The following is a 24,587-nucleotide window of genomic DNA, read 5'->3' on the forward strand; positions in this document are numbered from 1 at the left end:
AAAGTAAGATTGAAGCGACATGGTCGCCGAAACCCGGAAAGACAGTGCCGTTACCATGAGAGAACGTAGGGCGCGGCGGCAACGTTCGCTTTTCCTGCGTCGTCTTTTTGCGCCCTTCAGCCGGTTTCTGGGTCAGTTTCTCTTCTCAAGCCTGACGCGCCGTATTCTCTTCCTCAATCTTGCAGCCCTTGCCGTGCTTGTTTCCGGCATTCTTTATATGAACCAGTTCCGAGAGGGGCTGATCGACGCCAAGATCGAAAGCTTGCTTACGCAAGGCAAGATCATTGCGGCAGCTATATCTTCATCCGCAACGGTTGATACCAATTCGCTGATGATCGACCCGGAAAAACTTCTGGAGCTTCAAGCGGGACAAAGCATTACGCCTTCGCCCGATTCACCGGATAACTGGGAATTCCCGATTAATCCGGAAAAAGTCTCCCCGATGCTGCGCCAGCTGATTTCACCGACCAGTACGCGCGCCCGCATTTACGATCATTACGCCAACCTTCTGCTTGATTCCCGCTCGCTCTATGCCCCGGCTTTCGCGTCTGGCGGTCCGGTTTTCCGTTATGATCTGCCAGCAATCGAAGAAGATGAACCGAGCGCCTGGGAACGCTTTACCGGTTGGTTCTCACGTCTGTTTTATGGCGGTGGTCTGCCGCTTTATCAGGAACAGCCCGGCGGCAATGGCCTCGCCTATCAGGAAATCGTTCGTGCGCTGACTGGCTCTCCGCAAACAGCACAGCGGCGTAACCAGCAGGGTGAATTGGTCGTTTCGGTGGCAGTGCCCATCCAGCAGTCGCGCGCCATTCTGGGCGTCCTTTTGCTTTCGACCGAAGGTGACGATATCGACAAGATCGTGCAGGGCGAACGCATGGCCGTTTTCCGGGTCTTTGGCGTTGTGGCCGCGGTCATGGTGATTCTGTCGCTGTTTTTGGCGTCGACGATTGCAAGCCCATTGCGGAAGCTGGCGGCTGCCGCCGACCGTGTGCGTCTTGGTGTTAAGAGCCGTGAGGAAATTCCGGATTTCTCCGAACGTCAGGACGAAGTTGGGCATCTTTCGACCTCTATCCGCGCAATGACCGATGCGCTTTATACGCGCATCGAGGCGATTGAGAGTTTCGCAGCTGATGTGAGCCACGAGCTGAAAAACCCCCTCACCTCGCTGCGCAGCGCCGTTGAAACGCTGCCGCTCGCCAAGAACGATGATTCGCGCAAACGCCTGCTGGATGTAATCCAGCATGATGTGCGCCGCCTGGATCGCCTGATTACCGATATTTCTGATGCCTCGCGTCTGGATGCAGAGCTCGCGCGCGAACATTCCGACCGCGTCGATATGAAGACGCTGCTCAACAGTCTGGTCAATGCTGCGCGCGAAGTTCGTCGCAACAAGATTGGTACAGAGATTGTATTCAATACGGGCAAGTTCCCGGCGGGCAAGAAGGGCTTCTTTGTTGCCGGTCATGACCTGCGTCTGGGACAAGTCATCAGCAACCTGATCGAAAATGCGCGTTCTTTCGTGCCGGAAGATACGGGCCGGATTGAAGTTACCCTGACTGGTGAAGGTGGCCGTTTGCGTGTTCTGGTCGAAGATAACGGCCCCGGTATTCCGATTGAAAATATCGAGCGTATTTTCGAGCGCTTCTATACTGATCGCCCCGCATCGGAAGCTTTCGGCCAGAATTCGGGTCTTGGGCTTTCGATCAGCCGCCAGATCATTGAAGCTCATGGCGGTACGCTGACAGCAGAAAATATCATTGATGCGGATGATCCGGATCAGATGAAGGGCGCCCGCTTCATCGTCGATCTTCCGGCTAGCGCGTAATTTCGACATGACACCCGAACAGGAAAAAAGCGGCCTCCATGCAACAACTGTTCAGTTGCAAGGACGCGGTGTCATGCTGATGGGAAAATCCGGTGCCGGAAAGACAGAACTCGCCCTCACCCTGATTGAGCGCGCCAAGATGCGCGGCGATCAGGCTTGTCTTGTTGCCGATGATCGCACGCTTCTGCATGTGGAGGGTGAAAGACTTGTCGCGAGTGTTCCCGATGCACTGGCTGGAGGAGTAGAGATTCGCGGTGCAGGTCTGTTCACTGTTGCTTATGTGAAACAGACGCTGCTTGATCTTGTGGTCATGCTGGTTGGGCGTGATGAAGCAGAGCGTTATCCCAGCGGCGAAAAATGGCAGTTTGACGACATTGAGGTGCCGCGTCTCTTACTGCCTGCGCTGTCGTCAAATGGCGATTCCAACGCGCTTTCCCGGGCTATAGAGGCCAGTCTCTTCTACAAGACTTGGCCCTGACAATTCGAATGATTATATAATTCATAAGAATCCAAAAGACGTGCCCAACGCTGCGGCATTTTGCTTTTTTCAAGGCAGAGCTGAAATTTTTCACTTGATATCAAGATTTGCCCTGCCAAGATGCACAACTCGTCGGCTAGAGGCCGGCAGGGTTTTTGTGCCATCTGCGCCTTTGGCGGGTTCAAGCGGCGGGTACACGACAGGAGCTTTTAAAGTATGATCGGACTCGTGCTTGTTACGCACGGAAGGCTGGCCGAAGAGTTTCTCCATGCGGTTGAGCATGTGGTTGGCCCGCAAGACAATTTCGAGACCGTATGTATCGGTGCCGAAGATGACATGGAACAGCGTCGTCGCGATATTGTCGATGCCGTTGATCGTGCCGATAATGGCAGAGGTGTCATCGTTCTGACGGATATGTTCGGCGGCACACCGTCGAATCTGGCTATTTCGGTGATGGAAGAAGGCAAGATCGAGGTGATCGCTGGTGTGAACCTGCCGATGCTCATCAAGCTTTCAAGTGTTCGTATTGGTGGAGACATCAAGACGGCACTGCGCGAAGCGCAGGATGCGGGGCGTAAGTACATCAATGTTGCAAGTCAGGTTCTGACAGGAAAGTAGTCCATGCATCCAACCGTAGCCGTTACCGGCGAATACGATGCCGATAGCGCCTTGTCCCGGTCTTTCGAGATCGTCAACAAGCGCGGTCTTCACGCCCGCGCATCGGCTAAATTTGTGCAGCTCGTCGACGGTTACAACGCTCATGTCCGCGTCAGCAAGGACGGAATGACTGTTGGCGGCACGTCGATCATGGGTTTGATGATGCTGGCAGCCTCCCCGGGCTGCTGCATCGACGTTCGCGCATCTGGCGAACAGGCTGACGCCGTGCTCGATGCACTTCAGACACTTATTGCCGATAAGTTCGGCGAGGAGTGCTGAGTCTCCGGGCGTTCCGCTGCTTCTCAATCAATTGATATAGACACATAAAGATTTCTTTATGTTGCGTTGTGCTGTGCGTGCTGATCTGCTAATCAGAACGCCAGCCGAAGCCCTTTCGCATCCTTTTGGGCTTCTAAACAAATTTGATTGGAGCAGATGATGACCGCAAGTCAGGATTTTGTCGTCAAGGATCTCGGTCTTGCCGATTGGGGCCGCAAGGAACTCGATATTGCTGAAACCGAAATGCCGGGCCTGATGGCCGCGCGCGAAGAATTCGGCAAGTCGCAGCCGCTCAAGGGCGCGCGCATCTCCGGTTCGCTGCATATGACGATCCAGACCGCCGTGCTGATCGAAACACTGAAGGCGCTGGGCGCCGATGTGCGCTGGGCTTCCTGCAATATTTTCTCGACGCAGGATCATGCAGCGGCAGCTATTGCAGCCACCGGCACGCCGGTTTTCGCCATCAAGGGCGAAACGCTTGAAGAATATTGGACCTATACCGACAAGATCTTCCAGTGGACGGATGGCGAACCATCCAACATGATCCTCGATGATGGTGGCGATGCTACCATGTATATCCTGATCGGCGCGCGCGCTGAGGCTGGCGAAGACGTTCTTTCCAAGCCTGAAAGTGAAGAAGAAGAAGTTCTGTTCGCGCAGATCAAGAAGCGTATGGCTGAAACCCCAGGCTTCTTCACGCGTCAGCGCGATGCGATCAAAGGTGTGACCGAAGAAACCACCACAGGCGTCAATCGTCTTTACCAGCTGCAGAAGAAGGGCCTCCTGCCCTTCCCGGCAATCAACGTCAATGACAGCGTCACCAAGTCGAAGTTCGACAACAAGTACGGCTGCAAGGAATCGCTGGTTGACGGCATCCGTCGCGGTACAGACGTCATGATGGCTGGCAAGGTTGCTGTCGTTTGTGGCTATGGCGACGTTGGCAAAGGCTCGGCTGCATCGCTCGCTGGTGCCGGTGCCCGCGTGAAGGTCACGGAAGTTGATCCTATCTGCGCGCTTCAGGCTGCAATGGACGGCTTTGAAGTCGTAACGCTCGATGACGCAGCTTCGACCGCTGATATCGTGATCTCGACGACCGGCAATAAGGACGTCATCACGCTCGATCATATGCGCAAGCTGAAGGATATGGCCATCGTCGGCAATATCGGTCACTTCGACAATGAAATTCAGGTTGCAGGACTGCGTAACCTGAAATGGACCAACGTGAAGCCACAGGTCGATCTGGTTGAATTCCCGGATGGCAAGCGCATCATCCTTCTCTCGGAAGGCCGCCTGCTCAACCTCGGCAACGCAACCGGCCATCCAAGCTTCGTTATGTCGGCTTCCTTCACCAATCAGGTTCTGGGCCAGATCGAACTCTTCACGCGTACCGACGCGTATAAGAATGAAGTCTATGTCCTGCCAAAGCACCTCGATGAGAAGGTTGCACGTCTGCATCTCGACAAGCTCGGCGCCAAGCTGACTGTGCTTTCTGAGGAACAGGCCGCATATATCGGCGTAACGCCGCAAGGCCCATTCAAGTCGGAACACTACAGGTATTAATTACCCGTTAACCATACTGCTACATCTTGTAGGTCGGGCATCTTTACGTTGCCCGGCCTTTATTTTTGCGTGCAACACGCTTCACGCGGATTCACGGTGAGGGTATTGTGAAGACGAATCAATGTGTTTTGACGGGTGTTTGCGTTGGGCGTTTTTTGCCGGTTCAGGCGAAAGACGGGCGACCTATTCATCCTCGAAACATGTCTGGCTTTCAGCATTGTGGCGATGCGAGAGAGCTGGAATGAAGAATTTTGAAATACGGGAGCCCTCTTTTTGAGGATGCTTCCGGGCGGCGGAGACAAGGGAAATATGCCAGAGACCGGCTCAACGGGGAGCTTGCGGAGCAAATCCGCATACAGCGCAGGCAGGCACCTGAAAGCATCGCTTTCATTGGCTGCAAGCCCTCTCAAACGGGTTGTTCTCAAGGCTTCAGTTTCCTTTGCCGCACTTGTTGCGGCTGTTCCGGCATTTGCACAAGGTGCTGAAAATTCCGCACGTATCGAATTGCCTTTCGGTGGCAGCGTCGGTGCTTTTGAAGTTATCCAGTTTTCGATGTTTTTGGGCGCCATGGGCGCAGCCCTCCTCTCGGCTGGCTGGCTTATCCGCGACCGCTCAAAAATTGCGCATCAAAACAATGATTTGCGCTCGCGCCTCTCGGATATGAATCTGACCGCGCAGCGCAATGAAGCGTTGCTTAATCTCAAAGATCAGCGTGCAGTCGTCTGGGATGCCCATGGCGCGCGTGCCGATGTGGTCGGGCAACTGCCGTTTGATAGCGGCGCGCCGCAGGATCGCTCGCATTTCCTCGCTTTCGGTCGCTGGCTGCGTCCGCAATCGGTTGCCGAGCTTGAACGCGCGGTTTCAGCGCTGCGCGAGCAGGCCCATGCTTTCGATCTGACGGTCGAAACCAGCAATGGCACCCTGCTCGACGTCTATGGCCGAACTTCCGGTAGCTTTGCTATCGTGCGTTTCCTTGGTCTTCAGGGCGTTCAGGCCGAGCGTGCCGCGCTTCAGGCACAGAACCGCGAGCTATCAGAAAAACTGGCTTTGTTGCGTCATCTGCTCGACCGTCTTGAACAGCCGGTCTGGGTGCGTGGCACCGATGGACGCATGGAATGGGTCAATGCCGCCTATGCGCGAGCTGTGGATGCTGTAGACGGCACACAGGCAACGTCCGAGCGTCGCGAGCTTTTTGGCGCGCAGGCCCGTCAACGTCTGGAACGTGATCGGTTTGCAGAGCCTGATCTATATGAAAAACTGCCTGCCGTCGTGCGTGGCGACCGCCGCATTTTTGATGTGACGGATGTGAGTGCGGAGGCAGGTTCTGCCGGTCTGGGCTTTGATCTCAGTGAAGTCGAGCAGATCCGCGAAGAATTAAGTCGTACATTGAAGAGCCATGCTGAGACGCTCGATCAGCTTTCAACCGCTGTGGCGATCTTCGATCCGGATATGAAGCTGCAATTCTTCAATCAGGCTTTCGTTTCGCTCTGGTCGCTCGATACAGCCTGGCTTGAGACACATCCGAGCAATACGCTGCTGTTTGACCGTCTGCGCTCGGAAGGCAAGCTGCCGGAACAGCCGGAATGGCGCAAATGGAAGGATTCCATGCTTGCGGCCTACCGCGCTGTCGAGCCGGAAGAACATATGTGGCATCTGCCGGATACCCGTATCCTGCGCGTGGTTGCCAATCCGCATCCGCAAGGCGGCGTGACGTGGTTCTTCGAGAACATGACCGAGAAGTTCGAGCTTGAAGGTCGTTACAACACGCTGATCAAGGTGCAGGGCGAAACGCTCGACCATCTTGGAGAAGCCGTCGCCGTGTTCGGCTCCGATGGCCGTTTGCGCCTGTCCAATCCGTCTTTTGCCGACCTCTGGTCGCTGCCTGCAGCCATCACCGTTGAAGGCACGCATATCTCAACCATTTCCAAGCTCTGCGGCCAGCGTGGCGGCGATGGCATATGGGATGATTTCGTTTCCTCTGTCACCGGCTTCCTGGATGAGCGCAACGGGCGCATGGGGCAGGTTGAACTTGATGACGGTGTGATCCTTTCCTATGCGGTGGTGCCGCTGCCGAAAGGTCAGACGATGCTCACTTTCATCGATGTCACCGATACGGTGCGCGTTGAACGGGCGCTCAAGGAAAAGAACGAAGCGCTTTCGCTTGCCGATCAGATTAAGAACGACTTCGTGCAGCATGTGTCCTACGAGCTGCGTTCGCCGCTGACAAACATTATCGGCTTTACCGAGCTACTACAGACACCGGCCTTTGGTTCACTCAATGAGCGCCAGCTGGAATATCTGGATCACATCGGCACATCGTCTGCCGTGCTTCTGACCATCGTCAACGACATTCTTGATCTTGCAACGGTCGATGCAGGCATCATGCAGCTCGATATCGATGATGTCGCTGTCATGGACGAAATCTCGGCTGCGGCAAAGCGTGTGAGCGAGCGTCTGCAGGAACATGACATCGCGCTCAATGTCGATATTGCCGATGACGTGGAAACCTTCAGAGCCGACGCCAATCGCGTGCGTCAGGTGCTGTTTAATCTCCTGTCCAACGCCTCCAATTATGCACCGGAAGGTTCCACTGTTTCGCTGCAGGTTGTCCGCGAAGGCACGGATATTCTGTTTGCCGTGCATGATGACGGTCCGGGGATGCCGGGCGATGTGCTTGATACTGTGTTCAAGCGTTTCCAGGCCTATCAGAACGGCGGACGCAGGCGCGGTGTGGGGCTTGGCCTTTCCATCGTGAAGAGCTTTGTCGAACTGCATGGCGGTCGCGTGGAAATTGAAACCGGCGCAGATATCGGAACAACCGTTATTTGTCGCTTCCCGGCGGAAGCGCGCAGCTTCCGTGTTGCCGCCGAATAAGGTAAACGGGGCTTTATGAGCACCCCAATCAGTAGCCCGATAACCCGTCTTGAATTGTTCCTGCCCGATGAGGCTGCGACCAAACGCTTTGGCGAGGATTTCGCTTTGGCGCTGATCAAAGGCGATCTCGTTACCTTATCGGGCGATCTTGGCGCTGGTAAATCCTCGCTCGCACGCGCCGTCATTCGCGCGATTGCCGATGATGAGGGGCTTGAGGTGCCAAGCCCGACATTCACGCTGGTGCAGAGCTATGAGGCGCTGCGCTTGCCCGTCGCTCACGCTGATCTTTACCGGATTTCGCATGGCGAAGAGCTGGATGAGCTGGGACTTGTCGAGTTTCTCGAAGATGGTGTTGTGCTGTCCGAATGGCCGGAGCAGGCAGAGGGCTTTTTGCCGGAACCGAGCTTTGCCGTCACATTAACCCATGAAGGGGCAGGGCGGCGCATTGTAATTAGCGGGGCAGACGCTGCGATTTCGCGTCTTGAGCGCACGCTGAAAATCCGCACTTTCCTGGAAAACAACGACCGGACAGGGGCCACGCGCCGCTATTTGCAGGGCGATGCTTCACCGCGCAAATATGAGATTATCGACAGTGCGCACGGCGTTGAAATTCTGATGAATGCGCCCGCGATGCCCTACGATCCGCCATTGCGTAACGGCAAGTCCTATCGCCAGCTTGCGCATATTGCAGAGAATATTCAGGCTTTCGTGGCCATTGATGATCTGCTTGCGAAAAATGGCCTGCGCGTGCCGCAAATGCGCGCTGTTGATATTGATGCAGGACTGCTGATCCTTGAACATCTTGGGCTTGAGGGTATCAGGGCTCCATCTGGTGAGCCGGTGGTTGAACGCTATGAAGCGGCTGGACGGTTTCTTGCGCATCTTCATAGGGTTCAGTGGCCGGACCATGCGCCTGTTGCAGGCTATCCAGATCACATCATTGCACCTTTTGATCGCGATGCCATGATCATGGAAGTGAGCCTTGTCGGGCAATGGTATGCGCCACGCATGATGGGTCGCAAGCTGAGTGATGCAGAAGTGCAGGCTTATGAAGGGGCATGGGACAAAGTTCTCGATGCTATTGCCGATTGCGAGAAAAGCCTGCTGCTGCGCGATTATCATTCGCCAAACCTGTTCTGGTTTGAGGATGCGCGAGGCGCAAACAAGATTGGCACAATCGACTTTCAGGACGCGATGATCGGCCCTGCTGCCTATGATGTCGCGTCGCTGGCGCTTGATGCTCGCGTGACGATTACGCCGGAGCTCGAAAAGGCAGTGGTAGATGCCTATTGCGATGAACGCCGCAAGCTTGGCCATGTGTTTGACGAAGCGGCTTTCCGCATGGCTTATGCCGCCATGGGTGCGCAGCGCAACGCCAAGCTGCTGGGTCTGTTCGTGCGGCTTGATGAGCGTGATGGCAAGCCGCATTATCTCGCGCATCTGCCCCGCATTCACGACTATCTTAGCCGCGTCTTAAAGCATCCGGTCATGGCACCGGTCGCCCGCTGGTTTGATGATCTCGCATTGCTGGAGAAACAATGACACGTCCTGATACAGCAATCATGCTTGCAGCAGGTCTTGGCAAGCGTATGCGCCCGATTACCGAAACCATGCCCAAGCCACTGATTAAGGTTTTCGGCAAGCCGCTGATCGATTGGGGCTTGGATGCGCTGGCGGGTGCAGGCGTTGAGAATACAATCGTCAATGTTCATTATTTAGCCGACCAACTGATCGACTATCTTGGCAGTCGCTCAAAGCCGAAAATCACGATCTCCGACGAGCGTGATCTGCTGCTCGATTCCGCAGGCGGTATCGTCAATGTGCTACCACAGCTTGGGGGGAAGCCGTTCTACGTACTCAATGCCGATACATTCTGGGTTGGTGATGAGGAGCAGCCAAATATTTCGGCGCTGGCGCATGTCTGGGACGATGCCCGCATGGATATTCTTCTCATGACGGCGAGGCTCGATCAGGCAACAGGTTTTGAAGGCAAGGGCGATTTCGTTGGGGATGAAGAGGGCCGCTTGCGCCGTCTGCGTGATGTCGCAGGCGACCCGGTCATCTATGCCGGTGCAGCAATCATTCATCCGCGTATTTTTGCCAAAGCCGAGCCGGGTGTTTCATCGCTCAACCGCTATTTCGATGAAGCCATTGCAGCCGGACGTCTTTATGGTATGCCCATGACCGGGCATTGGCTTACGGTGGGAACACCGGAAGCAATCGGCGAGGCGGAGGCTGTGCTTTCCGCAATTGCGTAAGGAGAGCATGGCGGAATGACCATTACGAGGCCGAAGCTTTTTTCCATTCCATCCGGCACAGCTTTTCTACCAGCCTTTGCCAAGGCACTTCTGGAAGGTCGCCTGATTGAAGGCTTTCCGGGTGATGCCTCTGATCCGCTGGCATTAGCGAACGCGACTATCTATGTGCCGACGCGCCGTGCGGCGCGTGCGCTTCGTTCCATTCTGGTTGATATGAATCCGGCTAAATCTGCGATCCTTCCGACCATTCGCCCGCTGGGCGATGTGGATGAAGATGCAGCTTTTTTCAATGCGGCCACAAGCGGCGTATTCGATCTTAATCCGCCAATTGGCAAGGCTGAACGGCTGTTGCTGCTGGCGCGGCTCATTCGTCCATGGCGAGAATCGCTGCCTGCGCATGTGCGGGCGCTGTTTGGCGTCGATGATGTTTCGGTTCCCGCAACAACCTCTGACGCGATTTGGCTTGCGCGTGATCTGGCTGGCCTGATGGATCAGGTCGAAACCGACAATGCCAAATGGAGCGAGCTTGCCAGCATTGCGCCCGATGACCTTGCCGACTGGTGGCAGGTTACGCTCGGTTTTCTCGATATTGTCACGAAACTCTGGCCGGAAATTCTGGAAGAGCGCAAGCTGTCCAATCCGGCAGCGCACCGCAATGAATTGATCTGGGGCGAGGTGCGGCGACTGCGCGATCATCCGCCGCAAGGGCCTGTGATTGCGGCTGGTTCCACAGGCTCCATTCCCGCGACTGCCGAGCTTGTTTCAGTCATCGCCCGATTACCACAAGGTGCTGTGGTTCTGCCGGGACTGGACCGTGATCTTGATGAAGGCGCTTGGAACCTGCTGGGAGCTTCGGATGATAATCCGTCCACCTTTGGCCATCCGCAATATGGTCTCCACAAGCTGTTGCAGGCTATTGGCGTATTACGCGAAGATGTCGAGCATATCGAAGATATGCCGGTTAACAAGCGCGTGTTGGAGCGTGTGGTCAGCGAAGCACTGCGCCCGGCGGAAACCACCGATGCATGGAGCCTGCTCAACCGCGATGCGGATATGCAGCCCCAAAGATTGCTGCAATCGGCTCAAAAGATCGATCTGATTGAAACCGCCAATGAGCGTGAGGAAGCGCTGGCAGTGGCCCTGGCGCTGCGCGATGCGATCAGTGATGAAAACAAGACTGCAGCATTGGTTACTGCCGATAGAAATCTCGCGCGCCGCGTGGTGGGCGAACTCGCCCGCTTTGGCATCGACGCCGATGATTCCGGCGGTCGCCATTTGCGCGATATCGAAACCGCGACGCTGATGCGCCTCATGGTCGAAACCGTGTTCAACCCCGGCGATCCGGTGGCTCTGTTAGCGTTGGTCAAGCACCCGATGCTACGGCTTGGCGGCAAGCGTATCGAGCGGCGACTGGCTGCGGAAACGCTCGAACTGGTGGCGTTCCGTGGCGGTACGGGCAGGGCATCGATCATTGATCTTCCCGGCTTTTTCGATCGCCGCATGGAAGAAAGCGCCAGCCAGTCATGGCAACCGGCATGGCACGCGACTGTTACGCCTGACATGATCGAAGCGGCGCGCGCGCTTTGCGTGAGCCTGTCGGAAGCTATTGCGCCGCTTGCACCTTTTGCCACCATTAACCGGCGAACGGATATTGGCGAGATTACACGGGCAACTGTGGAAGCGCTGGAAAATCTGGCGCGTGATGAAAGCGAAAGCGTCACACGTTATTATTCCGGCGAGCATGGTGAGAAGCTGGCTTCATTTCTGCGTCAGCTTGTGGCGAGCGAAGCGGGACTGGACTTTGAGGCTATTGAATGGCCCGCAATTCTTGAAGCTCTGATGTCGGGCGAAACCGTCAAGCCGCATCCAGGTGGCCATCCGCGCGTCTTCATCTGGGGGGCGCTGGAAGCGCGTTTGCAGACCATGGATACGTTGGTGATCGGTGGTCTCAACGAAGGCACATGGCCCGCCAAGACGCGCAACGACCCGTTCATGTCGCGCCCTATGAAGGCGATGATCGCGCTTGATCCACCTGAGCGCCGTACCGGCCTTGCAGCACACGATTTCCAGATGGCTCTTGGCATGGATCATGTCGTGCTTTCGCGTTCGCAGCGTTCTGATAATGCGCCGACGATTCCGTCGCGTTGGTTGCAGCGGCTTGAAACGGTGCTGGGTTCAGATGTGACCAAGGATATGCGCTCACGTGGGCAACGTTTTATCCATTGGGCGCGTGAAATCGATCAGGCACCTGACGTGCCTTTTGTCAAACGCCCGGAACCGGCACCGCCTGTAAGCGCGCGACCCAAGCATTTTTCTGTCACGGAAATCGAAACCCTTCGTCGCGATCCTTATGCGATCTTTGCCAAAAAGATTCTGAAGTTGCGTCCGCTGGAGCCGCTGATCCGCGATCCGGCAGCCGCAGAACGTGGAACGCTTTTTCACGACATTCTTGGACATTTCACAGAAGAGGGCTTTGATCCGCTGGCACCGGATGCGAGCGCGCAACTTGAAGAGTTTGGCCGGCATTTCTTTGGCGAAATGGATCTGCCCATTGAGATCGAAGCAGTCTGGTGGCCGCGTTTTACCGCTCTTATTCCGCAATTCCTCGAATGGGAGCGGGAACGCGCGTATAATGTTCAGACCCGCTTTGCCGAAATTTCGTCGGATAAGCGCGAGGTTGAAAGTCTTGGCATCACTTTGTCGGGCCGTGCCGATCGTATCGATCTGATGCGCGATGGAACTGCGGAAGTGATCGACTATAAGACCGGCTCCACGCCATCGCCACGACAGGCGCATGTCCTCTTGTCGCCACAGCTGGCGCTTGAAGCAGCCCTTCTCGTGCGCGGTGCGTTCCGCGAACTGGGGTCGGTTCGCGCGTCTGATCTGACCTATGTGCGCTTGCGGGCAGGCGGCGAGGTGAAGCCGGAATCGATTTTGAAGATCGGTCGGCCACCATCTGAAAAGACCGCACCCGCCCTTGGCGAAGAGGCATGGCAACGATTGGCGCAGCTGCTTGCTGAATATCAGAATCCGGCTAAGGGTTATCTTTCCCGCGCGCTTCCTTTTCGTGAGACAGATTTGACTGGCGATTATGATCATCTTGCACGCGTGCTGGAATGGTCCGCTGGTGGTGATGCTGGCGGGGAGGGCGGCGAATGAAAAAACAACGTGTCATTCCAAAGGAAACAATCGACGCGCAGGCCAGTGCCGCCAATCCGCTGGCCTCTGTCTGGGTGTCGGCGAATGCCGGTTCGGGTAAGACTCACGTTCTGACCGAGCGCGTTATCCGGCTGCTGCTCGAAGGCACTGATCCATCAAAAATCCTTTGCCTGACCTATACCAAGGCGGCAGCCGCCGTCATGCAAAACCGCGTCTTTGCGCGATTGTCCGAATGGGCAATGTTGCCGGATGAGGATCTGGCTGACAGGCTTGTCAAGCTCGAAGGCAGGCGCCCGGGAGCGACACGGCTTGCGGTGGCACGCAGGCTTTTTGCGCGCGCGCTTGAAACGCCGGGCGGGTTGAAAATCCAGACCATCCACGCATTTTGCGAAGCCATCCTGCATCAGTTCCCGCTTGAGGCGAATATTGCAGGCCACTTCGAGATGATGGACGATCTTATGCAGGTGGCTCTTGTCGGCGAAGCGCGACGCACCCTGCTTGAGACCGCGCACGGCGGCGGTGATCCGGAACTGGCAAACGCCTTTGCCGATGTCATGCAGGCAGCGGGCGAGATGGGTTTGCAGGCACTGCTTGATGAGGCTGTTGGTCGCCGCAATGGCTTGCAGCAATACATTTCTGCGCTTGGTAATGCGGATGAGCGCAGCGAGACTTTGCACAGGCATTTCCGTTTTCGGCCAGACACGCGCGAATCCGATTTGCTGGATGATATGTGGCCGGTGCCGGAATTTTCAGACGATGCACTCGATCTCATTTTGTCGATCCAGAAGGGTGCGGCACGCGCACATGATTTTGCGTTGCAGCTCAAGCAATATGACAAGGTCAAAAGCAGCTTCGACAAGGAAGCCGTTCTGCGCGCTTCCTTCCTGAAAGCCACCGGCGAAGCAAAATCCGGTTCCTATGTCGGCTCGGCTGCGGTCAAAAAGCTGCTGCCGGATTTCGAGGAAGATTTTAATGCCGCAGCAATGCGTGTTGAACTCGGTCTCGACAAGATCAAGGAGTTGCGGCTTATCCGGCTAAATCTGGCCGGGCTCACACTCATTGATAATCTCCTGCAGCGCTATCATGATTTGAAGCGCAAGCGCGGCCTGCTCGACTTTGAAGACCTGATTACCCGCACGGTGGCGCTTCTGGCGCGTGATGGGGCGGGGCAATGGGTACAGTATAAGCTTGATCGTGGCATTGATCATATTCTTGTCGATGAAGCACAGGATACCAGCCCCGATCAGTGGCAGGTCATCCGCATGTTGTCGGAAGAGTTTTTCTCGGGCCTCGGTCAGCGTAATGTGCAGCGTACGCTGTTTGCCGTTGGCGATGAAAAACAGTCGATCTACTCGTTTCAGGGCGCAGTGCCGGAAGACTTTGCTGCACAGGGCAGGGCGGTCAGCCTCCGGGCACAGGATGCAGAGCTTAAATTCGAGCGCGTAAGCCTCAATTTCTCGTTCCGTTCGGCCCCTGATGTTTTGCAGGCCGTGGACGAAGTTTTTGCTCGTCCCGAGGCCAATCGCGGCTTGTCAGGTGCCACTGTTCACTCCGCCATTCGCGATAATGAGCCGGGCGAGGTGGAAATCTGGGATATGCTGACGCCGGAAGAGGTGGAGGAGCCCGACGACTGGCGCGTGCCGGTCGATCATTTGCAAGCTCCAGCTATCAAACTCGCCGAACAGATTGCAGCAACCATTCGCTACTGGCTTGACCGCGGCGAAACCATTCCGGGCCAGAACCGCAAACTTGCGCCGAAAGATATTATGGTGCTGGTTCGTAAGCGCGATCAGTTCATGCCAGCGCTTTCGCGCGCACTCAAAGAGCGCCATGTGCCGGTGGCTGGTGCCGACCGCCTCAAGCTTACAAGCCACATCGCCATTCAGGATCTGATGGCGCTGGGGCGTTTCGTGTTGCAGCCGTCAGATGATTTGTCATTGGCTTCGCTTCTCAAAAGCCCGCTGTTTGGCTGGGATGATGACAGACTGTTTGCGCTCGCCCATCCGCGCAAGAGCGGCGAAACGCTGTTTGAGCGCCTTTATCATGCATCCCTTGAAGACCCGGCACTGATCGGCGTTCATAAGACGCTGAGCCGTTGGCGCAATATGGCCGACACCATGCCGATCTTCGAGTTCTATGCGCGGATTCTCAGCGCAGATGGTGCAAGACGTAAGCTTTTGGCGCGGCTTGGACCGGAAGCAGGCGATATTATCGATGAATTCCAGAACTATGCGCTTTCGGCTGAACGCGCTGGTCTGCCGGGTATGCAGGCATTTCTGGAAACGCTTGATGCCGCCTCGCCGCAGATCAAGCGCGAACTTGATCAGGGCCGCAACGAAGTACGTATCATGACGGTTCATGCCGCCAAGGGGCTTGAGGGTGCTGTGGTGTTTCTGGTTGATCCGGGTAATGCCGTCTGGAGCGGAACACGCGCGCCCAAGCTGATCCCGTTTGATCTCAGCAATGACGGGCCACAGGTCAAAGGCTATCTCTGGCAGCCCAACGCTGGCTATCAGACCGGCTTTTTGGCGTCACAGATTGAAGGCTTGAAGGCTCGTGCGGAAGAAGAATATCGCCGCCTGCTCTATGTAGGCATGACGCGTGCTGAAGATAAGTTGATTGTCTGTGGCTATCGTGGTTCGCGTGAAAGCGGCGAGACATGGCACAGGCTGGTTGAAGATGCGCTCACAACCAAGGCTGAGACCTTTGTGCATCCGGTATCGGGTGTTGCCGCCCGGCGCTATCGCAACACGCCGCGCGGTCTCACTGAGATTGCAGAGCCTGAAGTGGCGAAAGCAGCAGAGCTGCCACCGCTGCCGCTCGACTATCTCAAGCCCATAAAGCCGGAACCGGGGTTGCCGCGTCCGCTGGCGCCATCGGGTGCATCAGCACTGATTGAAGCGGATGAGGAGCCACCGCTTGATACGCTGTCGCCGGTTCTGGGACAGGGCGGCGAGACGTCTGCATTTGCTCTTCGTCGCGGTACGGCGATCCATATGCTGTTGCAATATCTGCCAGAAGTGACCGCGAATGAGCGCGAGAAGCTTGCACAGGATTATCTGGCACGCATTGCTGCCGACTGGCCGGAAGCTGAACGCGCGAAAGCCTGGGCGAGTGTTGCAACAATTCTGGCCGATCCAAAGTTTGCGCCGGTTTTTGCTCGCGGATCGCGTGGTGAAGTGGCGGTCATGGGCACGATCAATCTCGGCGGAAAAGACCATGCCGTCTCGGGTCAGATCGACCGCATCAGCGTTGATGAAAACCGCGTGCTGATTGTGGATTATAAAACCAATCGACCTCCACCACAGACCGTTGAAACTGTGCCTTTTGCCTATCGCGCACAGCTGGCGCTTTATCGGGAATTGCTTGCGCCTCTTTATCCGGGAAGGGTTGTTGAAGTGGCTTTGCTCTTCACGGAAGGCCCGTATTTGCTGCCATTGCCGGAAAACGTGCTCAATGAAGCATTGAAGGCTCTCAGTGACTCTCAAGGAAAGGTGAGCAACCAGAGCTTGACGAATGCGGGCTGACACGCCACATGATATGGTCAAATGAGCAGTTTCTCGATGAGTCTTATGCTCTCAAACAGATATGAGGATAGCCCTATGGCAACCGTAAAGGTCGATAACAGCAATTTTCAGTCGGACGTTCTTCAGTCGAGCGAGCCTGTGGTCGTTGATTTCTGGGCTGAATGGTGCGGTCCTTGCAAGATGATCGCTCCGGCTCTTGACGAAATCGCCGCTGAAATGGCTGGACAGGTCAAGATCGCCAAGGTCAATATCGACGAAAATCCAGAACTCGCAGCACAGTTCGGCGTGCGTTCGATCCCGACGCTTCTGATGTTCAAGGATGGCGAACTTGCCGCCAACATGGTTGGCGCTGCTCCAAAGAGCCGCCTTGCTGACTGGATCAAGGCTTCTGCTGCTTAATCAGCTGAACTTATAAAATAAGAAAAGCCCGGCCATTGAGCCGGGTTTTTTGTTGCGCTCATGCAGCATCAAAAGCGCGTGCATTCAAGAAAGCTTCAATGAACTGAGAAAATCCTGTTACAAAGGAGGCCTATTTCCCCGTGCAGTCTCACAGCTGGTCATCGTTGATGCGGTGGTCGCCATCGTTCGGGGTAAAGAATGCTTATTAATCGTCGTCACGCATTAGGTCTGATGGGAGCCACCGCCGGCACCCTTATCCTTCCAAGCATCGGTCGCGCCAATCAGCGCCGTTCGATCACGATTGCCGTGCAGAAGATCACCAACAACAACACGCTCGACATCTGGAACGAGCAGTCGAATGTTGGCGAGCGCGTCTTCTTCCCGAATTTGTGGGAAGGTCTCATCCTTCGTGACTGGATGGGCAATCAGGGCCCTGTTCCGGGTCTTGCGACCGAATGGAAGCGTCTGGACGACAAAACCATTGAACTCAAGCTGCGTCAGGGCGTCAAGTTCCACAATGGTGATGAACTGACGGCTGAAGACGTCGTCTTCTCGTTCTCGGACGAGCGCCTTTTTGCAGGCACTGAGCCTGCCGGTGGCAAGACGCTTTACGAGGCAAACTTCAAGCCGCAAACTGAAAAAGAACTGCCGGCCGCAATTCCAGGCATTTCGCGCCGTCTGTGGCCAGCTCTTCGCGGCGTTGAAGCTGTCGACAAATACACCGTGCGTTTCCACAACGCGACACCTGACGTCACCCTTGAAGGCCGTCTCTACGCCTTTGGTTCGCAGATCGCCAACAAGCGCGCCTGGAATGAAGCGAAATCCTATACTGATTGGGCACGCAAGCCGGTCACGACTGGCCCTTACAAGGTTGCTGATTATAAGCCTGACGTAGAACTCGTTCTTGAGGCTCACGACGAATATTGGGGTGGTCGTCCACCGCTCCAGCAGATTCGCTTCGTGGAAGTGCCAGAAGTAGCAAGCCGCGTAAACGGCCTCATTTCCGGTCAGTACGACTTCGCCTGTGATCTTCCACCTGACCAGATTGGCAATGTTGCCAACAATCCAGGCCTTGAAGTTCAAAGCTCGACCATCTGGAACCATCGTACAACGATCTTCAACACGCAGAACGAAGTCCTGCGCGATCCGCTCGTTCGCCGCGCGATGACCCATTCGATCGACCGTCAGGCAATCGTGGATTCGCTCTGGGCTGGCCAGACCGTTGTTCCGGCAGGTCTGCAGTTTGAAAGCTTCAGCACCTCCGACATGTTTATCGAAGGTTGGGAGCCACCGAAGTTTGATCCTGAACTGGCACGCGATCTGCTCAAGCAGGCCAACTACAAGGGCGATGCGATTCCTTATCGCCTGCTCAACAACTACTATACCAACCAGACGCCAACCGCTCAGGTTCTGGTGGAAATGTGGAAGCAGGTTGGTCTCAATGTCGAGATCGAGATGAAGGAAAACTGGGCGCAGATTCACGATCCAGCAGGCACAAAGGGTGTCCGTGACTGGTCGGCATCCAACAACATCAATGATCCGATCACACCAATGGTGGTTCAGTTTGGCCCGAACGGCGAAGTCCAGCAGAAGAAGGACTGGTCGAACGAAGAGGTCAACAAGCTGTCGGTTATCATGGAAACTTCGACCGATCGCGGAGAGCGCAAGAAGGCGATCAAGCGTATGCTTGAAATCTGCGAGCGCGAAGATCCGGTTTACAACATCCTGCATCAGAATGCCGTGTTTACCGGCATGAAGAAGGAACTGAAGTGGAAGGCTGCTCCGGCATTCGCCATGGATTTCCGTTCGAACAACTGGAACGTCTGATCCTGATGAATGGCTGACGCGTTTACGCGTCAGCCATTTTCCTCTTCATGAAATGCATCTGAAAAATCGCCAGTAACCGCGATTGACCGAGCGAAAGGAGAAGACGGTGGCATTCGTCTCCATTCGGGATTTAAAGGTTTCTTTCAACGGTGTGCAGGTTCTGCACGGTATCAATCTCGACATCGACCGGGGTGAAACTCTGGGTCTGGTTGGGGAATCGGGGTGCGGAAAATCCGTAACCTGGCTGGCAGCTCTTGGGCTTTTGCCGGGAAAAACATCTGTTTCCGGTTCAGTGGTTGTTGATGGTCAACAGCTGATTGGTGCTCCCCGCCATGCGCAGGAAAGCGTTCGTGGCGGTCGCGTTGCAATGATTTTTCAAGATCCAAGCTCGTCGCTTAATCCGGTCAAGAAAGTTGGCCCGCAGATTGTGGAATCATTGTCTCTTCATCGTGGATTGAAGGGCAGTGCAGCGCGGCTTGAAGCAGTCAAACTTATGGAGCGGGTTGGCATTCCGGATGCTGCGAGACGGTTTGATCTTTTCCCGCATGAATTTTCAGGTGGCCAGTGTCAGCGGATCATGATCGCTATCGCATTGGCCGGTGAGCCGGATGTGCTGATTGCCGATGAGCCAACCACTGCACTCGATGTCACCATTCAGGCGCAGATACTCGATCTTCTGAATGAAATCAGGCAGGAAACCGGCATGGCAATCGTGTTCATCAGCCATGACCTTGGCGCGGTGAGTCAGATTTGCGAGCGCGTGTCAGTGATGTATGCGGGCCGGATTGTTGAAAGCGGACAAACTGCAGAACTGTTCGAGACGCCAAAACATCCATACACACTCGGTCTGTTCGATGCCATTCCAAGGCTCGATGGTGGTCGCGAAAGACTACGAGCCATTCCGGGTACGGTTCCCGATCCGCGAAACCTGCCACAGGGCTGCGCCTTTGCTCCGCGCTGCCCGCAAGTCAGCGAGCAATGTGAAAAACACATCCCCGATCTCCGTCAATTAAGCCGACAGAAAGTCGCGTGTTTCAACGCAGCAGACGTGTTGCATACCCATTATACGGATGCGGCAAATATAGCGGGTGCGCTAAAGTCAGAAGGAGCGGCAGCATGAGTTACCTTCTGGAAGCACGCAATCTGGTCCGGACCTATCAGGCGGGCGGTATCTTCAGAAAAGCTGATCCGGTCAAAGCGGTTGATGGTGTCAGCCTGACGATCAAGCCCGGCGAAACACTGGGTATCGTAGGGGAATCTGGTTGCGGCAAATCCACCCTTGGCCGCATGTTGCTTGGCATTGATGACGCCAGCGAAGGGCAGGTGTTTTTTGACGGAAAGCCGTTGCCGCCGCGCAATACGCCTGAATGGCGGAAGCTGCGTGCGCAAATGCAGCTGGTCTTTCAGGACCCACTTGCAGCGCTTGATCGACGGCTGACGATTGCCTCGCAAATCGGCGAGCCTTTGCAGATTCATGGCATGGCCCGAGGCACAGAGCTTAAAGAACGTATCGAAGAACTGATGATATCGGTCGGTCTCCGCCGCGATCAGGGAGATCGCTATCCGCATGAATTGTCGGGTGGCCAGCGCCAGCGTGTCATCATCGCGCGGGCACTGGCAACAAGTCCACGACTGCTGGTCTGCGATGAACCGGTTTCGGCACTTGATGTTTCCATTCAGGCGCAGGTCGTCAATCTGCTGCGTGATTTGCAGGAACGCCACGGCGTTGCCATGGTTTTCATCAGCCATGATCTCAAGGTGGTGCGTAATATCTGCGACCGCGTGGCGGTGATGTATCTCGGCAAGATCGTCGAGGAAGCAAGCTCCGGCGTCATTTTTGAAACACCACAACATCCCTATACAAAAGCGCTCGTTTCCTCCGTGCCTGTTCCCGGCAAACGGCTTGAACATCGCATGATCCTGAAGGGCGAACCACCCAATCCAGCTAATCGACCGGATGGTTGTGTGTTCCATCCCCGTTGTCCGATGGCTGGGTTTCAGTGTCCGACCACAATGCCTGATCTTGAAGTTTCCGGTTACGACCGCAGGACGGCCTGTCACTTTGTCGAGCCGGTTAAAACTGCAGCGTGAGGCTTGAATGTTTTCTTATATAGCGTCCCGCTTTTTTCGTGCAGTGGTCACAGTGTTTCTGGTTATGACCTTCGCTTTCGTTGTGCTGCGCATGTCTGGTGACCCCGCGCAGATCATGCTTGGCCCCGATGCACCGCAGGAATCCATCAATGCTTTTCGCAAGGCATGGGGGCTGGATGACCCGCTATGGGTTCAATATCTCTCTTATCTCAAAGGGATACTGAGTTTTGATTTCGGCGTCTCCATGCGCGACAAGGCATCGGCGATGGATCTGGTCTTGCAGCGCGTTCCGGCTACCCTTCAAATCACGATACCAGCACTGATCATCAAGCTCTGCCTTGGTATTCCTGCAGGCGTCTATGCCGCGTTGCATCGCCAGGGTTTTGCGGATCGTGGTGTTATCACGCTTTCCATTCTTGGTTTCACGGTGCCGTCTTTTGTTCTCGGTCTCGTGCTGGTTCTGATCTTCTCTATCCAGCTGGGTGTGCTGCCATCAGGTGGCAGCGATACGTGGATACACGGCATCCTGCCAACGCTCACCATCGCGATTGGCGGCACGGCAATTCTCGCCCGGTTTTCGCGTTCAGCGATGATCGAGGTTCTGGGCCGCCCCTATATCCGCACAGCTTCGGCCAAGGGTGTAAGCTGGCATGATGTGGTGTGGAAACACGCCTTGCCTAACGCCTCTGTGCCCATTGTCACCATTGTGGGCTTCATGGTCGGCTCGCTGATTGCCGGTGCGGTTGTCGTGGAGACCATCTTTTCATGGCCGGGTGTTGGGCGTTTGCTCGTCGTCTCGGTTGCCAATCGTGACCTCGCAGTTGTGCAATGTCTTCTTCTGATGATCGCAAGCTGCATGGTTGTCTCCAATCTCATTGTCGATGTTCTCTACGGTGTTCTTGATCCGCGCCTGAGATCAAAGGCTGCGCATTAAGGGAGGTTGAGGATGACCGACACAGCTCTTCACAGCACGACCGCAATCCGGGCGCCGGGGCTTATTACCCGTCTGCGCAAGTCAGTACCGGCAAGCGTTGCATTCGCGATCCTCTGGCTTGCTTTGATGCTTTTTGTAGTGATTTTTGCCGATCTTCTCCGGCCCTATCCGATCACCAAAATGGATCTGATGGCGCGTCTTGTTCCACTTGGTACGCCCGGTCATTGGCTGGGCACGGACGAGCTTGGTCGCGATGTCTACTCGCGTCTTTTGCAGTCGATCCGTGTTTCCCTAATCATCGCATTTGGTGCGACGATCCTCTCAGCATTTTTTGGAACGCTGCTCGGCTTTCTGGCTGCACGCTTCCGCGGCTGGGTTGAGCAGGTGGTGCTGATGCTGGCCGATTTTCAGGCAGCACTTCCGTTCATGGTGCTGGCACTTGCCGTTCTGGCGTTCTTCGGCAACTCGATGACGCTGCTTATCTGTCTCATGGGGTTTTATGGCTGGGAGCGCTATGCACGCATCGCACGTGGTCTTGCGATTTCCGCCGGTGCCCAGGGTTATGCGAGTGCTGTCGTACAACTGGGGGCGACGCCTTTTCGCGTCTATTTTCACCATATCCTGCCCAATGTCGCCTCCACACTGATCGTGTCGATGACCCTGACGTTCCCGGAAATCATTCTGATGGAATCGGGCCTCTCATTTCTCGGCCTCGGCGTGCAGCCACCCGAAAGCTCACTCGGCAACATGGTTGGCTTTGCGCGTGAATATCTAACGCAGGCACCATGGATCATGCTGGCACCGGCGATGGTCATCGTGCTGACAACCCTCTCAATCTCCCTGCTCGGGGACTGGCTGCGCGACAAGCTGGACCCAACCGTTCAATAGGAATATCGCAATGAAAAAGATCATGGCACATCGCGGCGCACGCAATCTATGGGCTGAAAATTCGCTGACAGGTTTCAGAAATGTGCAGAAACTCGACGTCGATAGCGTCGAGTTCGACCTTCATCTGACAAGTGCCGGTCAGATTCTGGTAATCCATGACAGCACGCTCGAACGCACGACCGATGCGCAGGGCCATGTCCGCGAACTGGATGATGAGACCCGTCGGACCATTCATCTGAAAGACGAACAGGGCGTCATCACCGACGATCATATCCCGACCTTTGAAGAAGTGCTGGATGTGCTCGCAGCCAAGCCTCAACTCGATCTCTATGTTGAGCTGAAGTCTGGCTCAGACGGCAAGCCATATGAAGGACTGGTTGAGAAGGCTGTCGAAATCATCAAGGCACGCGGCATCGAAGAACGTGTCGTTCTGCACTCTTTCGACCGCAGTGTCGTTGAACGCTGTGCCGAAGTTGCTCCACAGATCAGACGTTTGATGTCACTCAACGCTGAATGGGTCGAGCGCAATGGTGGGCTGGAGCATTTCTTCACCAGTGTTGAACCTCTGGTCGATTATGTCGGCGTTCATCACGCGCTGTTTGAAGCCGAATTTGAGCGCATCACCTCGCTTTTCCCCAAGGAACGCCTTGGCGTCTGGACACTGAATGATCGCGCGCTGATTGATCGCTGGATGCAGAGAGACGTCGCTTACATCACGTCTGACAGTCCTGATCTGGTTGTCGCATCGCGACATGCCCTTGCTGAACAACCCGCCTGAAGATCTCAATTCCTCAAATCCATCCAGCCAAACGCAGGAAAAATCCCATGTCTGATCTGCCGCTGCTCGGCGCAGCCGTGCCTTTGTCCTATCTCGAAAACCATCTCGATTTTATCGTTTCTGAAAACCGCGATCTGGAAATCCAGGATTTCTTTGATGTCAGCCTGTTGAAGGGTGATTGGCAAACCCCTGCAAACCGCATCAAAACGCTTCTGGATGGCTATCAGGGACGCCTTGGCATCCATGGTCCGTTCTGGGGACTTAACATGTCGAACGCGGATGAAGACATTCGCAAGATTGTTCGCGAGCGCTACCTGCAGGGTCTCGAAGTCTGTGAATATATCGGCGCGACGCAGATGGTCGTACACAGCCCTTATAATTTCTGGTTCAACAATAATCGCGACAATGTGGCGGGCAGCGCTGAGGACATTGTTGACTATGCCCATGACACACTTGCTTCAGTCGTAAAACGTGCTGAAGAAGTTGGCTGCACGCTTGTGATCGAAAATATCGAAGATATCGATCCAGACCTGCGCCGTATTCTGGCTGATAGTTTCCAGTCGAAGTCTGTAGCCGTTTCCGTTGATACGGGGCACGCGCATTTTGCCTATGGCTCCATGGGCGCGCATCCGGTTGATTATTTCATCAGCCGCGCGGGAAATCGTCTTGAGCATGTTCATCTTCAGGACGCTGACGGCCATGCAGATCGCCATTGGGCGATCGGCGAAGGCACGATCCGCTGGCACGCTGTTTTTGCAGCTTTGTCGAAGCTGGAAAGCAATCCACGCCTTATTCTCGAATTGCGGGATAAGAACAAAATCCAGCAATCGGTTCAATATTTGTTAGCGGCAGGTTTGGCTCGCTAACCGCAACGATTCTGTCTTCTTTTGGCTGCTATGAATGGCAAATGCTTTGCCGCTCATGGCAGCTACTTTTTTATCCTGTCTGTTTTACGCGTCTCTTCAGTGGTTCGCCTATTTTTGATTTTCTGAAGAAAACATAATTAATTCAATGACTAATGAGCTTTGTAATCAACTGGAAAATCTTGTAAAT

At 55.3% G+C, this 24,587-nt stretch carries 18 protein-coding genes; all 18 read left to right on the forward strand.

Annotated features, from left to right (window positions below; all coding sequences use genetic code 11):
* The first annotated feature begins 19 nt into the window (after positions 1-19).
* The 18 genes from KMS41_10880 (at position 20) to KMS41_10965 (ending at position 24,400) form a co-directional block, all read left to right on the forward strand.
* Positions 20-1,825, forward strand: a complete 1,806-nt coding sequence (locus KMS41_10880) for a stimulus-sensing domain-containing protein (protein ID QWK77570.1) — start codon at positions 20-22, stop codon at positions 1,823-1,825.
* Between the two features lie 7 nt (positions 1,826-1,832).
* On the forward strand, positions 1,833-2,303 hold the full coding sequence (locus KMS41_10885) for an HPr kinase/phosphorylase (GenBank protein QWK77571.1): 471 nt from the start codon (positions 1,833-1,835) through the stop codon (positions 2,301-2,303).
* Between the two features lie 216 nt (positions 2,304-2,519).
* The gene (locus tag KMS41_10890) at positions 2,520-2,921 is read left to right on the forward strand and encodes a PTS sugar transporter subunit IIA (protein ID QWK77572.1); all 402 of its coding nucleotides are present in this window, start codon (positions 2,520-2,522) and stop codon (positions 2,919-2,921) included.
* Between the two features lie 3 nt (positions 2,922-2,924).
* Positions 2,925-3,239, forward strand: coding sequence for an HPr family phosphocarrier protein (locus KMS41_10895; protein ID QWK77573.1), 315 nt, complete (start codon positions 2,925-2,927; stop codon positions 3,237-3,239).
* A 159-nt stretch (positions 3,240-3,398) separates the two neighbouring features.
* Positions 3,399-4,799 carry an adenosylhomocysteinase gene (gene ahcY, locus KMS41_10900; GenBank protein ID QWK78850.1) on the forward strand — a complete coding sequence of 467 codons (1,401 nt, stop codon included), beginning with the start codon at positions 3,399-3,401 and terminating at the stop codon, positions 4,797-4,799.
* A gap of 309 nt (positions 4,800-5,108) precedes the next feature.
* Complete coding sequence (locus KMS41_10905) at positions 5,109-7,673, forward strand: PAS-domain containing protein (protein ID QWK78851.1); 2,565 nt, start codon at positions 5,109-5,111, stop codon at positions 7,671-7,673.
* A gap of 27 nt (positions 7,674-7,700) precedes the next feature.
* Complete coding sequence (gene tsaE / locus KMS41_10910) at positions 7,701-9,215, forward strand: tRNA (adenosine(37)-N6)-threonylcarbamoyltransferase complex ATPase subunit type 1 TsaE (protein ID QWK78852.1); 1,515 nt, start codon at positions 7,701-7,703, stop codon at positions 9,213-9,215.
* On the forward strand, positions 9,212-9,931 hold the full coding sequence (locus KMS41_10915) for a nucleotidyltransferase family protein (GenBank protein ID QWK77574.1): 720 nt from the start codon (positions 9,212-9,214) through the stop codon (positions 9,929-9,931). Before tsaE ends, KMS41_10915 begins: the two co-directional genes overlap by 4 nt.
* A 15-nt stretch (positions 9,932-9,946) precedes the next feature.
* The gene (addB, locus tag KMS41_10920; protein ID QWK77575.1) at positions 9,947-13,090 is read left to right on the forward strand and encodes a double-strand break repair protein AddB; all 3,144 of its coding nucleotides are present in this window, start codon (positions 9,947-9,949) and stop codon (positions 13,088-13,090) included.
* Positions 13,087-16,617: a double-strand break repair helicase AddA gene (addA, locus tag KMS41_10925; GenBank protein ID QWK77576.1), complete on the forward strand. Its 3,531-nt coding sequence runs from the start codon at positions 13,087-13,089 to the stop codon at positions 16,615-16,617. Before addB ends, addA begins: the two co-directional genes overlap by 4 nt.
* 75 nt (positions 16,618-16,692) lie before the next feature.
* Positions 16,693-17,016, forward strand: a complete 324-nt coding sequence (gene trxA, locus KMS41_10930; GenBank protein QWK77577.1) for a thioredoxin — start codon at positions 16,693-16,695, stop codon at positions 17,014-17,016.
* 198 nt (positions 17,017-17,214) lie between these two features.
* Positions 17,215-18,843, forward strand: coding sequence for an ABC transporter substrate-binding protein (locus KMS41_10935; GenBank protein QWK77578.1), 1,629 nt, complete (start codon positions 17,215-17,217; stop codon positions 18,841-18,843).
* A gap of 106 nt (positions 18,844-18,949) precedes the next feature.
* Positions 18,950-19,963, forward strand: a complete 1,014-nt coding sequence (locus KMS41_10940) for an ABC transporter ATP-binding protein (GenBank protein ID QWK77579.1) — start codon at positions 18,950-18,952, stop codon at positions 19,961-19,963.
* Positions 19,960-20,934 (forward strand): ABC transporter ATP-binding protein, encoded by a 975-nt coding sequence (locus tag KMS41_10945; protein QWK77580.1) that lies wholly within the window; start codon positions 19,960-19,962, stop codon positions 20,932-20,934. The genes KMS41_10940 and KMS41_10945 overlap by 4 nt, the downstream gene beginning before the upstream one ends.
* Before the next feature lie 7 nt (positions 20,935-20,941).
* Positions 20,942-21,868 (forward strand): ABC transporter permease, encoded by a 927-nt coding sequence (locus tag KMS41_10950; protein ID QWK77581.1) that lies wholly within the window; start codon positions 20,942-20,944, stop codon positions 21,866-21,868.
* A gap of 12 nt (positions 21,869-21,880) precedes the next feature.
* Complete coding sequence (locus KMS41_10955; protein QWK77582.1) at positions 21,881-22,756, forward strand: ABC transporter permease; 876 nt, start codon at positions 21,881-21,883, stop codon at positions 22,754-22,756.
* A 10-nt stretch (positions 22,757-22,766) separates the two neighbouring features.
* Complete coding sequence (locus KMS41_10960) at positions 22,767-23,534, forward strand: glycerophosphodiester phosphodiesterase (protein ID QWK77583.1); 768 nt, start codon at positions 22,767-22,769, stop codon at positions 23,532-23,534.
* Between the two features lie 47 nt (positions 23,535-23,581).
* Positions 23,582-24,400 (forward strand): sugar phosphate isomerase/epimerase, encoded by an 819-nt coding sequence (locus KMS41_10965; GenBank protein ID QWK77584.1) that lies wholly within the window; start codon positions 23,582-23,584, stop codon positions 24,398-24,400.
* Positions 24,401-24,587 lie beyond the last annotated feature (187 nt).

The organism is Ochrobactrum sp. BTU1 (assembly GCA_018798825.1).
Taxonomy (GTDB): domain Bacteria; phylum Pseudomonadota; class Alphaproteobacteria; order Rhizobiales; family Rhizobiaceae; genus Brucella.

What these genes read in the sequence shown, in the direction of transcription:
- KMS41_10890 (QWK77572.1), top strand. Translation starts at nt 2,520, where the DNA reads ATGATCGGACTCGTGCTTGTTACGCACGGAAGGCTGGCCGAAGAGTTT.
- ahcY (QWK78850.1), top strand. Translation starts at nt 3,399, where the DNA reads ATGACCGCAAGTCAGGATTTTGTCGTCAAGGATCTCGGTCTTGCCGAT.
- trxA (QWK77577.1), top strand. Translation starts at nt 16,693, where the DNA reads ATGGCAACCGTAAAGGTCGATAACAGCAATTTTCAGTCGGACGTTCTT.
- KMS41_10955 (QWK77582.1), top strand. Translation starts at nt 21,881, where the DNA reads ATGACCGACACAGCTCTTCACAGCACGACCGCAATCCGGGCGCCGGGG.
- KMS41_10880 (QWK77570.1), top strand. Translation starts at nt 20, where the DNA reads ATGGTCGCCGAAACCCGGAAAGACAGTGCCGTTACCATGAGAGAACGT.
- KMS41_10905 (QWK78851.1), top strand. Translation starts at nt 5,109, where the DNA reads ATGCCAGAGACCGGCTCAACGGGGAGCTTGCGGAGCAAATCCGCATAC.
- KMS41_10960 (QWK77583.1), top strand. Translation starts at nt 22,767, where the DNA reads ATGAAAAAGATCATGGCACATCGCGGCGCACGCAATCTATGGGCTGAA.
- KMS41_10915 (QWK77574.1), top strand. Translation starts at nt 9,212, where the DNA reads ATGACACGTCCTGATACAGCAATCATGCTTGCAGCAGGTCTTGGCAAG.
- addB (QWK77575.1), top strand. Translation starts at nt 9,947, where the DNA reads ATGACCATTACGAGGCCGAAGCTTTTTTCCATTCCATCCGGCACAGCT.
- KMS41_10965 (QWK77584.1), top strand. Translation starts at nt 23,582, where the DNA reads ATGTCTGATCTGCCGCTGCTCGGCGCAGCCGTGCCTTTGTCCTATCTC.
- KMS41_10895 (QWK77573.1), top strand. Translation starts at nt 2,925, where the DNA reads ATGCATCCAACCGTAGCCGTTACCGGCGAATACGATGCCGATAGCGCC.
- KMS41_10935 (QWK77578.1), top strand. Translation starts at nt 17,215, where the DNA reads ATGCTTATTAATCGTCGTCACGCATTAGGTCTGATGGGAGCCACCGCC.
- KMS41_10885 (QWK77571.1), top strand. Translation starts at nt 1,833, where the DNA reads ATGACACCCGAACAGGAAAAAAGCGGCCTCCATGCAACAACTGTTCAG.
- KMS41_10950 (QWK77581.1), top strand. Translation starts at nt 20,942, where the DNA reads ATGTTTTCTTATATAGCGTCCCGCTTTTTTCGTGCAGTGGTCACAGTG.
- addA (QWK77576.1), top strand. Translation starts at nt 13,087, where the DNA reads ATGAAAAAACAACGTGTCATTCCAAAGGAAACAATCGACGCGCAGGCC.
- KMS41_10945 (QWK77580.1), top strand. Translation starts at nt 19,960, where the DNA reads ATGAGTTACCTTCTGGAAGCACGCAATCTGGTCCGGACCTATCAGGCG.